General features: G+C 44.9%; 14 protein-coding genes. 6 read left to right on the forward strand and 8 right to left on the reverse strand.

Features of this window, described 5'->3' with window-relative positions:
- Nucleotide 1 precedes the first annotated feature (1 nt).
- The 6 genes from ASG33_RS07025 to ASG33_RS07050 all read right to left on the reverse strand — a co-directional run bounded on the left by ASG33_RS07025 (nt 2) and on the right by ASG33_RS07050 (nt 6,018).
- Nucleotides 2-919 carry a DUF4835 family protein gene (locus ASG33_RS07025; protein ID WP_229238583.1) on the reverse strand — a complete coding sequence of 306 codons (918 nt, stop codon included), beginning with the start codon at nt 917-919 and terminating at the stop codon, nt 2-4.
- Nucleotides 916-2,121 (reverse strand): bifunctional phosphopantothenoylcysteine decarboxylase/phosphopantothenate--cysteine ligase CoaBC, encoded by a 1,206-nt coding sequence (gene coaBC / locus ASG33_RS07030; protein WP_056281772.1) that lies wholly within the window; start codon nt 2,119-2,121, stop codon nt 916-918. Before coaBC ends, ASG33_RS07025 begins: the two co-directional genes overlap by 4 nt.
- Nucleotides 2,122-2,249: 128 nt before the next feature.
- Nucleotides 2,250-2,564, reverse strand: coding sequence for a DNA-directed RNA polymerase subunit omega (locus ASG33_RS07035; RefSeq protein WP_056281774.1), 315 nt, complete (start codon nt 2,562-2,564; stop codon nt 2,250-2,252).
- A 45-nt stretch (nt 2,565-2,609) separates the two neighbouring features.
- Entirely contained in the window at nt 2,610-3,536 is a 927-nt protein-coding gene (locus ASG33_RS07040) for an outer membrane protein assembly factor BamD (RefSeq protein ID WP_056283411.1), read from the reverse strand.
- A gap of 75 nt (nt 3,537-3,611) precedes the next feature.
- Nucleotides 3,612-4,232, reverse strand: a complete 621-nt coding sequence (locus tag ASG33_RS07045) for a T9SS type A sorting domain-containing protein (protein WP_082489094.1) — start codon at nt 4,230-4,232, stop codon at nt 3,612-3,614.
- A gap of 175 nt (nt 4,233-4,407) precedes the next feature.
- Entirely contained in the window at nt 4,408-6,018 is a 1,611-nt protein-coding gene (locus tag ASG33_RS07050) for an OstA-like protein (protein WP_056281776.1), read from the reverse strand.
- Between the two features lie 188 nt (nt 6,019-6,206).
- On the opposite strand from ASG33_RS07050, the gene tilS reads away from it, so the two are divergent.
- Together tilS and ASG33_RS07060 are read left to right on the forward strand one after the other, a co-directional pair.
- On the forward strand, nt 6,207-7,481 hold the full coding sequence (gene tilS, locus ASG33_RS07055; protein WP_229238607.1) for a tRNA lysidine(34) synthetase TilS: 1,275 nt from the start codon (nt 6,207-6,209) through the stop codon (nt 7,479-7,481).
- Nucleotides 7,482-7,710: 229 nt separating this feature from the next.
- Entirely contained in the window at nt 7,711-10,395 is a 2,685-nt protein-coding gene (locus ASG33_RS07060; RefSeq protein ID WP_162242729.1) for a CHAT domain-containing protein, read from the forward strand.
- Here the strand turns inward: ASG33_RS07060 and ASG33_RS07065 are convergent.
- Complete coding sequence (locus tag ASG33_RS07065; RefSeq protein WP_056281788.1) at nt 10,372-11,076, reverse strand: hypothetical protein; 705 nt, start codon at nt 11,074-11,076, stop codon at nt 10,372-10,374. The genes ASG33_RS07060 and ASG33_RS07065 overlap by 24 nt on opposite strands.
- Nucleotides 11,073-11,639, reverse strand: coding sequence for an RNA polymerase sigma factor (locus ASG33_RS07070; RefSeq protein ID WP_056281790.1), 567 nt, complete (start codon nt 11,637-11,639; stop codon nt 11,073-11,075). Before ASG33_RS07070 ends, ASG33_RS07065 begins: the two co-directional genes overlap by 4 nt.
- Before the next feature lie 165 nt (nt 11,640-11,804).
- Between ASG33_RS07070 and ASG33_RS07075 the strand changes: the two genes are divergently transcribed.
- The 4 genes from ASG33_RS07075 (at nt 11,805) to ASG33_RS07090 (ending at nt 14,888) form a co-directional block, all read left to right on the forward strand.
- Nucleotides 11,805-11,984: a hypothetical protein gene (locus ASG33_RS07075; protein ID WP_056281793.1), complete on the forward strand. Its 180-nt coding sequence runs from the start codon at nt 11,805-11,807 to the stop codon at nt 11,982-11,984.
- A 224-nt stretch (nt 11,985-12,208) separates the two neighbouring features.
- The gene (locus ASG33_RS07080; protein ID WP_082489095.1) at nt 12,209-12,964 is read left to right on the forward strand and encodes a porin family protein; all 756 of its coding nucleotides are present in this window, start codon (nt 12,209-12,211) and stop codon (nt 12,962-12,964) included.
- Between the two features lie 194 nt (nt 12,965-13,158).
- Nucleotides 13,159-13,602: a hypothetical protein gene (locus ASG33_RS07085; protein WP_056281800.1), complete on the forward strand. Its 444-nt coding sequence runs from the start codon at nt 13,159-13,161 to the stop codon at nt 13,600-13,602.
- A complete protein-coding gene (locus ASG33_RS07090) occupies nt 13,602-14,888 on the forward strand; it encodes a hypothetical protein (RefSeq protein WP_056281803.1) in 1,287 nt (428 codons plus the stop codon). The genes ASG33_RS07085 and ASG33_RS07090 overlap by 1 nt, the downstream gene beginning before the upstream one ends.
- Nucleotides 14,889-14,892: the final 4 nt, after the last annotated feature.

The raw sequence follows: 14,892 nt of genomic DNA on the forward strand, positions 1-14,892 counted from the left end.
ATTATAGCGAAAGCCGCTGGTATAGTTGTGTTTTGGTAGGATCCAGGCTAACGAGCAAGTTGTAAGCCTGTGCGCGCTCAGCCGGTTGTGCCTCTATCAGGATCCGGTATAGCTCATCGGATTTTGCGTCAAAGAATGCATTTACGACGACGCTGGCCGGTCTAAGCTGATTAACTTCCTTTATTGTTGTCAAAAATTCAAGCACTTTCGCGCGAGTCTCTGCCGGATTTTGCGTCGCTACATCCAGCCCCTGACGATAGTATTTATACATACCTTCACGGAATGGGGTAAACTGCTGGCTCATCAGATTTTCTATCAGCCAGTACCTGTTTCTTGAATCACCACCGGAGTCCCATCCCCGCTTATTTGGCGACGAATTTCTCGCCTGGTTCACCAGATTGAAAGCTTTTTGAACGTAGGGCGCTCCGCCCATTCTGCTGAAAGAATCATAGTCAAATATCAGCGCCACGTTTGCGTAAAACGCCAGAATGTACGGGAGTTCTTCGGTATAGCTGTTTTCGTTGAAATAAAGCTGCGTGCTCGGCAGATAGGTGAAGGTGAAATTCTTATCTACATAAGTAAACAGCACTGTTTCGTAATTGGAATTATAAACCGGCCTTGAAACCACCAGTTGCGCATTGCCTTCATAATTGCCCTGACTTAATGAGCGCGTCAGGTTTACATTCAGCTTGCATTTGATCTTCTCTTCCTTCGCAAACTGATCGTTTGTCCACCGGGTATTATTCAGAAAATCGTTCATGTAAGTTTGCAGCTGGCTCATCGATTGCGGATTTGTTTTCTGCTGCGCAACGAGCTGCTCGTAGTTCAGGTTTACGGTAAACTGAAACTCCTGCGCCCAAACATATCTGGGGCAACATAAAGCCAGAAACATTGCAAAAACCGACAAAATACCTTTCATGCTTCGCTCCATTTATCAATCACAATACGTAGGATATCCCTGGCAACTTCCTCTTTTGATTTTAATTCGAAGAGGCGCTTTGTACCATTCTTTTCAATAACGGTAATTTTGTTAGTATCGTGCGCAAAACCGGCACCTGCATCATTGAGGGAATTTAAAACAATGTAATCGAGGTTCTTCCGGGCCAGCTTTTCGGCGGCATTCTGTATTTCGTTTTCCGTTTCAAGGGCAAAACCAATCAGTAGCTGTTTTTCACCTTTATCACGACCGAGCGTTCCTGCTATATCCTGGGTTTTCGTCAGTTCCAGAACCATTTCACCGCCCTGCTTTTTGATCTTCTGGTCTGCTACGTATTTAGGCGTATAATCGGCAACTGCCGCTGCAAAAATGACTACATCCTGTTCGGAAAAATGTTTTCTGGTTTCATTCAGCATTTCACCCGCAGTGGTTACCTGAATGCGGTTTACTCCTGCAATTTCCTTCATCTGGGTAGGTCCGCTCACTAGTGTAACCTGTGCTCCTGCAGCCGAAAATGCGGCCGCAAGTGCGTAGCCCATTTTGCCGGAAGAATGATTACTGATAAAGCGAACAGGATCGAGCGGCTCAACAGTAGGGCCGGCAGTAATAAGTACTCTTTTGTTTCTGGCAACCGGCTCCTGTGCAAAGTAGTTGCTCAGTTGTAAAACGATGGTTTCAGGCTCGGCCATCCTTCCGTCGCCAGTAAGCCCGCTCGCCAGTTCACCATATTCAGGTTGTATAAAAATGTTTCCGAATGTAGTTAGCGCGCTGATATTCTGTTTCGTGGAAGGATGATGAAACATATCCAGGTCCATCGCAGGTGCAAAAAATACCGGGCAACGCGCGGAAAGGTAAACTGCGGTGAGCAGATCGTCACAGTTGCCGGTAGCGCATTTGGAAAGGGTACGTGCGGTTGCAGGGGCAATTACGATCGCGTCAGCCCAAAGTGCGAGATCAACGTGGTTGTTCCATTCACTGCCATCGCCACTTGTAAAAGCGCTGTAAACCGGATTTTTGGAAAGTACCGAGAGGGTAAGTGGAGTTATAAATTCAGTGGCAGCCTTTGTCATTACTACCTGAACCGTGGCTCCGGCTTTTACCAGAAGTCTGACCAGCAAAGCTGATTTATAGGAGGCGATGCTTCCTGAAACACCAACCAGGATCTTTTTGTCTTTGAGGTTCAAAGGCTAAGAAGTTAAAATCGGAACAGTAACCAAACTTCCGCGTAGTGTTGCAAAAGTTTTCCGCAAGGTATAAAATAAGAAACCAGCCACAATCCAAATCGGGGCTGGTTTCTCAGTGTCAATGCTTGTTATTCTTCGTCAGTGCTGGTACGGTAGCTGCTGTAAGTTTTGCCTTCAATAAATTCATCGATTGCAATGCTACCTGCTTTCGGCATACGCTCGTAGAACTTTGAAATCTCGATCTGCTCCCTGTTCTCAAATACCTCTTCGAGATTATCTACACCAGAGGCAAACTCAGCAAGCTTATTATTAAGCTCTTCTTTCATCTTGCTTGAAATCTGGCGCGCCCGCTTTGAAATAACGGATACAGATTCGTACAGGTTACCGGTAACGTCGGCTATTTTATCAGTATCCCGTGTAATGATCGATGGATTAGTTGCCATGATTGTCTTATATAGTTTGAAAAATTCTAAATCTGTTAATGTATTTTACTGACCCTTTGGTTCCGCAATGGCGGGAGTTGTAACCTTGGTCGGTGCATTTGAAGGTTCAGGCTGCGTTTCTTTCAGTTTCTGCTTTTCGAGTTCCAGCTTAGCAATAACCTCTATCTGCTTCTGGCTATCATCAAACATCCTCTCAGCGTCGCGGTTGTATCTTCCTGTCGGATATTTGTCAACCATCTCCTGATAAAACTTCACAACATCCTGATAACGTTCCTTCTGTTTATCAATAAAGCTGTTTGTTGCAAGATTGTACTGTGATTCTACTTTCAGGAATGCAAGTTCTTCATTGTACCGGGAGTCGGGAAAATCCCTCTTGAAGTTCTCAATGGAGATTACTGCCGATTTAAGCGATACAATATTGAAGTCGCTGATCTTATAGTACAATTTCGCTCGTTCGTAAGCTTTTCGTTCCAGCTTTGACCGTAGTTCAAGGATATACTTGGTACATTCATCACGAAACTGGCTGTCAGGATACGTGTTGATGAAATCCTGCATAGCCGAAATCGCCGTGTGCGTACTTGCCTGATCCAGGTTGTAAGGCGACGAGTCTTTATAGAGCGAAAATGCGTGCATATAATATGCTTCCTGCGCGTAATCGCTGCGTGCGTAAGTGTCGTAAAATTTCTTGAAAAGAAACTGACTGGTGTTGTACTGACCCTGCTGGTACTGTGAGTATGCGTAGTAAAACTGAGCTAGTTCTGATTCCGTGCTACCTTTCAGCAGCGGGATAAGTTCTTCAAACAAAAGACCTGATCTGTAAAAATCACCCTTTTTGTAGTATGCCATTGCGGCGTCGTATTTCTCCTGGTCAGTCCCTGTTTTCTGTAATCGGGAGAATTTGCTACAAGAAGTAGTGAGAAGCAGAACTGAAATAAAAAGCAAGAAATAGCTTGCAGGACTGTTTTTTCGCATATTGGCTGCAAAGGTAATAAAAAAAGCTACACCATTCATAACGAAAGCGTAGCTGATCTAGTGTTAATTAGTAACCTATTGCTGATGGCGAACGAGCATTTTTTTAGTGGCTACTTTCTTTCCATCAACAGACAGTTGGTAAAAGTACAGGCCGGTTGGCATGTCCCTGGTATTCACCCGAAGCTTCCTGTCGTTTTTGTTCAATGTAAACTGATCCATCTGCGATCCTAAGACGTTGTAGAAGATCAGCTTAGCTTCCCTTACTGCTGGCGAAATGTTGAAGTCAAGCTCCGCATATTCGCTTGCTGGATTAGGATAAATATTGGATACTGAAATCTTATCATTTACGTAAAGCAATTCTTCCACTTTCGCTTGCGCCTCAACCGCATTGGATCTTTTTTCTCCGCCTTTCTCAACAGCCTCAGAAGCGAGTAAGTTATTGCTATCAGAATTGGTAGAATTTGAGAATAAGAATGAAGTGTAGAAGTTGTTAAGTGCTTTTGGATTTTGTAAAGAAAGTGGTTTGTAACTGAGGCCTGAGGGCATAACCGCGAACTTTAAGTTGTTGGAAGTGGCTGGTTTCTTCTTTCCAACGATATTCAGCCGGCTCCCGCCGGAGACAGACTGGGCATTTAATCCCTCAAAACAGAGAGCAAATGCGATCACCAAATGTAAACAAAGTATATATTTTCTCATAGCTGGTATTCAGATACTTATTGACTAATTTTTTAGAATTTAGTTAAAAAGTACACTACAAAAATATAGAGAAATAATTGTATATTCAATATATATTGTGTGAACGGCTAACTTTATTTTTTTAACGTAAAAAACCGTGCCGTACACCTCACCAACTCCTCATTGCACTAATTTTTTATAGCTCTGCCCAAATTGTCTTTTCCTTAGTTGGCTTCTCTTTGATCCGCCAGCTGAATCCATCGAGCTGGCGCTCAGCCGGCTTGATCTTCGCCGGAGGTATCAGCTTTCCATCCGGTTTGCCGATAAATGATATTTTTTGTACCCGGTTGTCTTCAAAAATCAGGTTCATCCTTCCGCATTCAACCCGGTTAAGACCTATACTTTTTTGTTTGTCGTCAATGGCATAATAAGCACTTTCGCCATTTCCGTCGACGAGAACCTGTTTAAGTTTATTCCCTTTGTCAAAGAATGCATTGATCGTGCGCCCTTTAACCTGATTGAACTGGCGAACGAGGGTATCTTCTGTGATCACAAATGACTTCCCTTTGAGTAACATTCTATCAATTTCGTTATTGACCAGAAACGCTGTAATGGAATCGGCTTCCATTTGGTAGTGTTGCTGGCTCCACAGAATGGGTTGCCGGAAAAACCGGATCACCGAGTCGGCAGTATTATAACTGATCGAGTCGCATTTGCCTTGAAAATCAGCTTTGTATATAAATACATTCTTGTTTCCTATCAATTTACGTGTTGAGTCGGCTGCATTCTCATAAGAGTAAAGCGTATCTGCCCGGATATACAGTGTATCGTTTGAAACCACATTCCTGACGTATGCATGACCAAAAATCTTTGAATAACCTTTCGATTTCCAGTAGTAGCCTTCGTCCCCGTTTAAAACAGTTTTGTCCTTTTTTGCAACAATGACCACATTCCCTTTCCCCTGTCCGTTGTTAGTTTTCCCATCAACCACAAGCGAGTCAGCGGTAAGTGTATACGTTTCATTATCAACCGTTGTTCTTTTGTGAAAAGACGACTGTGTCGATTCCGTATTATACTGGCCTCTTGTTCCCACCACCGTACCATCTTTGTTCACAATCTTGGTTGGCCCATTGAAATAAGACCACTTTGTTAATGAGTTGTAAAGCAACGTATCGGTTGTAAGCGTGTACTTTTTATTGACCAGCTTTACATTCCGGTAATAGGTAAATTCCTTTGTTGCGGTGTTGTAAAACCCTTCTTTACTCGTCAGTACATTCTCTTCATCTACTGTCCGGCCCGGTTGCTTATAATAAGCGATTCCATTTGCCATCTCATATTCAATCTTGCGGGTAGTCAAGGTTCGCTTGCTATCTTTCAAGACGGTTTTGCGTCCGCTTACAATCGCGAGTCGCGTATTTCCGTAATAGTAGAGGGTATCGCCTGTCACGGTAACGGTATCCCCCTGTACGATTTTTACATTCCCGAAGGCTTCAATGACGTTTGTGCTGATGTTCTGAATCGCGAGATTACTGTATAAAAGAGCGCCCTTATGTTTGAAAACGCCATTGATCACGCGTCGGGAATCGACACCATTTGCATTGATAATTTCAAGTTCATCCGATTTGAGAATCTCTACCAGATCTTCACTTGAACTGGCATTATTTTGAGCCAATGCATTGAAAGACAGAATGACAGGTAAAAAAAACAGCAAGGTAAAGAACGTTCGGTAATTGATATACCCTTTGATATTGATGACGCGTGAAAGTTTAAAAGAGTTGCAGCCGCTATGGTAATTTTTTTTCTTCATGTTACTGTTCTTTCCTTTACCTTTGAAATTACCACAATTGCTATACTGAGGCCTTCCAGGCGAGGGTTGATCTATCTGGTTGTTTCAAAAGTACATCAAATACGTTTTTGAGGTTCAACGTGGATTCTTTTTTAACTTTTATTAACCAACACCGGCTGGAATTAAATAGCAATCCATGTTTGCTTGCGGTGAGTGGGGGAGTGGATTCGGTTGTAATGCTGCATTTGTTTCAGAAAGCCGGATTTCCGGCCGGCGTTGCACACTGTAACTTCGGGTTAAGGGGAGAAGAGTCGGAAGGGGATGAGCAATTCGTAAAAACGCTTGCCGAAGAATATCATTTTCCATTTTACTCCAGACGTTTCAATACCAAATCTTTTGCCAGGGAAAAGAGTATCTCTACTCAAATGGCTGCGCGTAACTTGCGCTATGAATGGTTTGAAGAACTCAGAGCTGCCCACAATTATACATATATAGCCACCGCACATCACGCCAACGACTCCCTTGAAACCACGCTTTTAAACCTTGTGCGCGGTACCGGATTATCCGGACTTCACGGCATTTCAGGTATCAATAACCACATTATCCGTCCATTGCTGTTTGCCACGAAGGAGCAAGTAGTAGCCTACGCACAAGAAAATGGGCTGCATTGGAGAGAAGATCTGTCTAATGAATCGGATGATTACAAACGCAACCTGCTCAGGCATAAGGTTGTTCCTGTTTTGCAGCAGCTTAATCCTTCACTGGAATCCACATTCATCCAATCCTCGGCAAAGCTTCAAAGCGCAAATCTCTTACTGAAAGCAATGCTAAACAAATGGGTGGAAGAGGTGGTGGTAGAGAAAGAAGGCCAGCTCCGGATTTCGAAGCAAAAGCTGATTTCAGAAAGCCAGCCAGCGTACCGGCTTTGGCACGTGCTGGATAAGTTCGGCTTTTCTTTTCAGCAATCAACACAGATCATAGCGACGTTATCCGGCATTTCCGGCAGGCAATTTCTCTCAGATACGCACGCATTGTTGATCGATAGGGAGTACCTGATAGTCCAAGAGAAAATCAACAACGAAGCAAATTTAAGTTTTTTAATAGACACGCTGGAAGGCGAATTTGATTTTGGCAGCTTTTCTTTAAGCCTTTCGCACAGCCCAAAAAATTTTAGACTTCCGATGTCACACACTGCCAATTTCGCATTCATAAATGCCGATACGCTCAAACTTCCTCTTACCATCAGGAGGTGGCAGCAAGGCGACGTTTTTCAACCTTTAGGAATGCAAGGCAAGAAAAAGAAGCTCAGTGACTTCTTCACAGACCTGAAAATGGATCTGTTTAAAAAGCAAAATATATTTATCCTGTTAAATGGAAATCAGGATGTAATCTGGATAATAGGCTTGCGATTAGACGAGCGTTACAAAATTGATGAGGATACTGTGAATGTTCTGCAGGTTAGGGTAGCTGAGGGAGATAAGTGATGCTAATCTGGTAATCGTTTCAACAATCCACATCTTCTGCTTTACAGATTCCGTAAATAGGTAAATAGAAGTTATATTGACTTTGCTATTGTAGCCTATCAAGTTTGCCGGTACTATGAGCTGCTCGTCGAAGCGTGTTTTGAGTTTCCTTCTGGGATTCTTTACTTGTCTTTTTGCCAATCTGCAAGCGGATCCCATTGTTTCGCATCAGTCCTTATTTAAAAAGGCAATGGCGGAGCAAACTGTGGGTCAGGTTGAATCTTATGGTCGCAAAGCTTGCGAAATAGCTATCAGGCAAAAGCATTTTCAGGATGCGGCCAGTTACTATCTTGAAATAGGAAAGGTACTTTATAACAGAGGTAATTATTTGCCGGGGATTGCCCAGGCATTGACCGGATTGAAGGTCATTGATCGGTTTAAAATCAAGAATGATACACTGAAGTTTAAGCATTTCTCTTTACTGGCGGCATTTTACAGTCGGTTGCCCATGAACGATTCGGCGACTTACTGGTTTACGAAATCCAATGACTGGCTGAAACAACAGCCAATTGTTTCGAAAACGATTCCTGCGGAAGTTTGTGGGCACTATCTCAACCAGGCGCTTTTTCATGGGTGGACCGGCGATTTTGGCCGATCGACAAAATACCTTCATGAAGCATTAGTGTTGTCGAAAGAAGCGAAAAGTGTTCGCTTGGAATCCATTGTTTACAATTATCTGGGAAACAGTTATTATAAAGCGGAGAATTTCATTCAGGCTGATCAATATTACAGAAAGGCGCTTGCGGGTTACAAGTCCGGTTCTCTGGACAATTGTTGGGGTGAAATTATCCTTGCTAATAACCTCCGGGCAACGGGAAATGCGTCCAGGGCGATCCTGCAAATACAACGTGCGCAAAGGCAATATGAACAGATTGTAAAAAAAGATCCATTACAGTATGATTTTGACTTCGAAATTCAATCAGCCAACTATCTAGCGCAATGTTTCCGGCTAAACCATGACCTCGATGCGGCAGAAAAGGCATTTAAAACCTGCATTGACCTGCACAAGAAGTCGGGTCAAAAGCAGGGGGAATTCCTGGCATTCAGTTGGGTAGGACTGGCAAGGATCGCGCTGGACAGGCAACAGGCGGACGCTGCGCTGGATTATGCAAGAGAAGGAATAAATGCTGCCAGATACCCCGACGGAAGCAAGAAAACAGCTTTTCCTGCCATGGCGAGTGAAAAAGCCCATTATGAAGCATTGCTTGTTTCGGCAGAGGCGAAACGGGGTAAATGGGAAAAATCGCAGGATCTGGAAGCACTTGTTGCAACGGTGCTCGCTTACGACGAAAGCCTGAATGCAGCAGCCAGGCTTCGCCGAAATATGATCCCTGTAGAATCAAAGCAATTTCACATAGAAAAAGTCTCGAAAAGTACGGATACAGCGGTGCGCCTATGTTATGAGCTATTTATAAAAACAAAATCAGAGCGCTGGAAACGCCTGCTTTTCGACCTCACAGAACGCAACCGCAGCATGGTCATTTCCGATCTGCTACATGAAAAATATCGGGTGGTCAAAGAAGTGCCATCTGCGGTCATCACAGTCGAACGTTCGCTCAGGCACCGTACCTCCGATCTGAAAAAACAATTGGCTGCAAGCCAATCAAAAAGGCCGACGGACAGCTTGCTTGCTCTTATTAACAAAGTGGATGTGCAGTCCTTTAATTTCCTCGACAGCCTCGAAAGGGAGTTCAAGCCCTATTACGAACTTAAATATGATTTTAGGGAAATGAGCCTGGATAGTCTGACCGCCAGGCTGGATCGGGAGACCGCCTATCTTTCCTTCTTTCTCGACAAAACACATATTTACTGCATCCTGATCCATCATGGAGTTAGCGAAGTGAAGCGAGTGCTATTACCTGCCGGTTTTTCGCGGTTGGTGATGCAGCTTCGGCAGGCGCTTGTGGCTGATCCTGTGATGTTTGCCTTTTCAGGCCAAAGCCAGTCGGCAGCACTTTACGATATGCTTGTCAGTCCATTCATGAAATCAGTAAAGTCGACTACGCGACTGATTATCGCCCGGGACGGGATGTTGCATTATCTGCCTTTTGAAGTGCTTGCGCCGAAGAACAAAACGGACCAGTTTCTTGGAAGGCACTTTGCGATCAGTTACAGCTATTCAGCGAGGCTTACATTTGAAGGAGAAAGTCAGTTCAATGGCGCGCCGAAAGTCTTAAGTTATGCGCCTTTCGCAGGTGATCGGACACCCGATTCATCCAAACTGATCAGTTCGCTTTCAGAAGTGAATGCGTGGAAGGGAAAGTTTTTTACGGATTCTTCGGCCACAAAACCGTCGCTTTACCGGAATGTCAGTGAGGCAGATGTGCTGTTGCTCGCTACACACGCGATGGCAGATGTTAAAGTGCCAGAAAACTCATTCATTGCATTTCATCCGGATACGCCCGATAGCCTGCTTTACGCCACCGAGATCGTTAACATGCCGCTGGAAAAGCTACGGCTGGTTGTGCTGAGTGCGTGTGAGGGGCATGAAGGTTCTTTTAGCAAAGCAGAAGGATTGTTAAGCCTGGCTCGGGCATTTCGGATTGCAGGCTGTAAAACCATTTTGACCACTTCCTGGAAGGCTCAGAGCGAGAGCATTTCCGAGTTTTCTAAATTGTTCCACCAATTTTTGCGGGAGGGGCATCCGGCTGATATTGCGCTTTTGAAAACCCGGCAACGGTTCTTTGAAGACACCCGTTTGCTGAAATGGGCCCACCCATATTACTGGGCAAACTTTACATTGATTGGCAATGCAGCAGTAATCTATCCGCCCGAAACAAGCTATGATCCCTGGTTTTACGGAGCAGGTGCATTGCTGCTGGCGGCATTTTCAGTCCAGGCATTCAGGCGCTCAGGAGTTACCCGTCCATTGTGACCTTTTCAGGTGCCACCAGATCTTCCAGCGCTCGATCGCCGGCACGGAATATTCCCTGGAATTTTGAAGCTCCTCGTAGGTTTCGCTCGCTTTGCTGGTCTGCTCGTTTTTGAGATAACAGATCACCAGGTGCCATTGTGCTGCCTCTTTGAAATAAGGCCGGAGATTATTGTAAGTCAGCACCCTTTCAAATCGTTGCTGTGCCAATTGTGATTGACCTTCCGCCAGGTAAGATTGTCCTTCGAAAAACAGGTCGAAAGCCTGCTTCTTGGCAAGCGAAAGATCATTCGTCGAGTCTGCTTTGAACTTCGTCCGGAAATCGCGCAGGATACTCAGGTCGTTTTCCTGCTCGGGCAGCCTGAGCGGGGCATAGGCAAGGAAAAGAATGAAGGCTGCACAAGCTGCCGCGGCAAAGCTTCCCGACATAGCGATGATACGTGTGTTCTTTCTTTTCGACCGGCTTTCCTCCGTTAATTTCTGTAAAGTAGCCTTCGCATTCTTTTCAAAGCGGACTTCTTCCAGGAGCAGTATGCCGGCACGAAGACTTTGGGCTTCCCTGGCAAAATCTTCATCTTCTTTCATCTCTTTCTCAAAAAAAAGTTTCTCTTCATGGGATAGCATTCCGGTCCAGTATTTCTCGATCCATTCCCATTCTTCTAATTGTCCAACAGGGCGTTTCATAGGTGCGGATTAATAAAATTTCCCAATTTCTGTAAACAATGATATTTCTGCGCTTTGGCCGACTTCGCATTTTTTAATCCGACCATCACAGCGATGTCCTCCATGGACCATCCATCCATAAATGCCCTGAGTAATTTCTGGCATTTCGGTTCCAGCATTCCCAGCAGCTTATCCACAAGTTCACGGTTCTCGTAATCTGTAAACTGTGAATCATCCGCTTCTCCCGCCCACGAAAAGCTGTCGAAATCTTCGGTATTGCGGGGCGTTATATTCCGCTTTTTTAGTTCACTGAGCCATTTACGCCAGGCCACGCTGTAAACATAGGTGCTGATTCTCGCCTCCTGCTGCTCGTATTTTCCGGCACGGACATTCTTAAAAAATGAATAAACCACATCGTTCAGAATTTCTTCCGCTTCCTCCCGTGAGCCACTGTTGGTAGTGACCAGCCGGAAAATCATCGGCTCGTAAGTTTTGTACAGATACCCGAGCACATCGTTGTGCATACGGATTTCTGTCGACAGCAGCATTGAAATCAGTTCCTGGTCTGAGTAGCGTTTGGCCATGTGAAAAGGGTCATTTTACCTGTTAATGCCCTGTTTTTCAAATAAGGTAAAAATTAATTCAAAAAAGATGTGAAAAAGTATCGCGCTATCCGATAAAGAGGGGAAGAGCGGACCAAGGCGCCAGTCCTGCTCAGTTTTTTTCCTCACTTTAATCCATCGAAAAAAATGAAACTGACAGTGCTTTTGGCGCATGGTCGCTCCGTGGGAGTATGCCTTGCCGTAACAGGAATGCTTTGCCTTGCCTCCTGCGAAAAACAATCAACCAACATTAAGCCGGTTATCGAGACCGCGCCGGATTCCACAGGGCCTCCTGTGAAGCCAAGCGGCCCGGGCGGCGGGGCATAGCCGGAGTGATTTGGCTGTTACGACTCACGCTGTGGCAGCCAAATCAGCTTTGATTTCTCTTCAAACGTATATTATACAGCGTTAATTTAATTTAAAGTACAGACAAAAAAATATTTCAAATACACTTTACCTCGCCCGCTGCAATGTGCATTCAGTTATGAAGTGTCAAATCACATCCTCAACTCAAATCCTGAAAAAACACTAACCAAGCAACTCAACTCATTATGAAATCTTTTTCCATTTCTATTCTCATGCTGGCCCTTTGTGGAAGCGCATTCGCCCAAAGTATCAAGATTGCGCCGGTAATCGGGCCGGGTGTAACCGTTCCTATGTTGTCGACCGCGCTGAAAAATCTTTACACGGATGGTTTTCTGGAAGATTACCTGGATGATTATGATTTATCTTCAAAAGGGACTTTTCCTCCCTTTGCTGGATTTCAGGCCGGAGCGCTTGTTGATTATGGGATCAGCGAAAAGATCAGTTTGCAAAGCGGGCTAATGTTCAACGTAAAAGGACTCACATACAAGTTGAAAGCCAATTTCACCGATTGGGAAGGCGATGTGCAATCTTTGAAAGCCAAAACCACCCATTCCATAACCTACCTTGAAATTCCGGTTTGGTTCAGCTTTCGCCTGGGAGACAGCGGCTTCAAAATAATTGCCGGCCCTGGCTTCAATTTTGCCGTTGGCGCAAAGGCTAAATCAAAATACAGTGGCGGAGGCGAATCAGGGTCCGAAACAGAAAAGCTTGATATCGGCACAGATCCTGATTTTGACAGTGTCAAGCCATTTGACCTGAATGTGAATTTTTCCGTTGCCAAAGAGATCCCATTGGGTGACCGGCCGCTGGAAATATCCCTTTTTGCACAACCGTCTGTGACAAAATGGATGCCGATGGCGAAAGAAGATTCCGATTATTTCGCAAGACATTTCACAGCCGGGATCCGCCTCGCTTATTTCTTCACGATCAAAGATTACTAAACGTTTAATGCAGGCACATTCCATTGTAAACCAACCTTTATCATGAAAAATACTTGCTCTTTTTCTTCATTATGTTCATCCTGGGAGGTTGTGACAACAACAATCTCCTAAAAAACAAGCCGGACATTTATGTGTATGCAAGTGTAAATGGTGAAGAGGTCGCTTTCGGGTGAGATACAATTAAATTTTTACAGATGAAAACCGCATTCCTATTCATAGCCTTTATCCTGGCCGTCCAGAACCTTTATGGGCAAAAAGCCGAGGTGTTGCGCAACGATGATGTCGTTGCCATGCACCAGGCCAAAGTTTCGGCTAACCTGATCAAACAGAAAATAAACATGAGCGAGCGCCGGTTTGATATGTCGGTACCCGGATTGCTGGCGCTGAAAAGCGTGAAGCTGCCCGAGCCCATCATAGAGGTCATGCTAACATCAACGACGCCCATCGACCTGATGCAAAACGAACATGTTATTCAGCTGCATAATGCCGGATTTTCAAAACGCCTGATCATTCAGAAAATTCAGGCGGGGCCAAGCCGGTTCAATGTCACGACGGACGGACTGATCCAGCTACGGATCGCGAAAGTCCCCGAAGCAATCACAAAGGTCATGATCAATGGAAATTCAAAGTCGAAATAATGATGAATAATTATTACACATCGCTCTTGGCGGTTGCATTGCTGGTCGGGCTGTCGGGAGGCTGCACGCAAACAACTAAAAAGGAGGCAGACAGGTCCGAATGGAATTTTGACAAATCGGAAATCACAGGCAGCCGGCCAACCGGCGCGGATAAGCTCAATGTAGATGTTTACCTGGATGTGACCGGATCAATGGAGGGATTCTCAGTTCCCGGGCAAAGCGATTTCGGGCGTTTTGTAGACGATATCGAATCTACCTGTCAGAATACCTGGAAAAAAACGGACATTAAGTATTTCAAATACGGTAGTCGTGTTGACAGCATTTCAAGGAGCGAATTCATTTCGGCGAAGAATGATAAAACCATTTTTACCGATCAAACCCTGAACAATAAAACAGACTTCGCCAACACGATCAAGAACACGGACCCGAAGCGCGTAAGCGTTCTGATCACGGACCTGTTTTACAACAACAACGACATTAACTCGGTTGTCGGGACAATCAAGGAACAATGCATTCAGAAAGGGATCGAGATCGGGGTAGTGGGCGTAGTCAGCAATTTCAATGGCTCCGTCGGTGACCTGGGACAGGGTATCAGCCGGTTGAATGTCAATGCACCACGTCCGCTTTTCGCATTGATTTTTGGGGACAAAACCAACATTAACCTGCTTTTCAAAAGTTTGCAAAACAAGCCTTATGTCAGCGGAAACCGGTTTTTGATCCTGACCCATCACCCAGCCGAGCGTTTTGATGTAGCCTTGGAAAAAGACAGAAAAAGCAAGTCGATCAATAGGAGCAGTCTTCCCAACAAGCAGCTCGAACAATATGGGACTGTATTCGCTTTCACGATGAGAGAACGCGAAAAGGAGGCGCTGCTCCACCTGGATGCGACCGTCCAAACGGATCAGTTCATGCCCGGTTTTGCCGAAAAAAATATCAAAGCGCAGGTTTTTAAACGCAAAGTTTCCGCCAGCGATTCGGTGGCAGCAGACACGGAGATCAAGCTTGAAAACCTGAAAATTTCCGGTGGAAAAATTTCTTCTGACATCAGGCTCACCAATTTAGATCCCGCAGGCGAATATTCTTACGCAGTGTACCTCACGCTGGATAACACGGTGCCACTGGTGATCCCGAAGTGGATTCAGGATATCAGCACCGATTCCATTGATGGCGTGCAGGCGGGTAAAACTCTGAACCTGGTGAAGCTCGTCACCGATATTGCCACCAGCCACACCACGGCAAAGCAGCCGAAAATCGCCAAGTTTTACATCTATCTCGAAAAAAAATAAACCT

Source organism: Dyadobacter sp. Leaf189, assembly GCF_001424405.1.
GTDB lineage: Bacteria > Bacteroidota > Bacteroidia > Cytophagales > Spirosomataceae > Dyadobacter.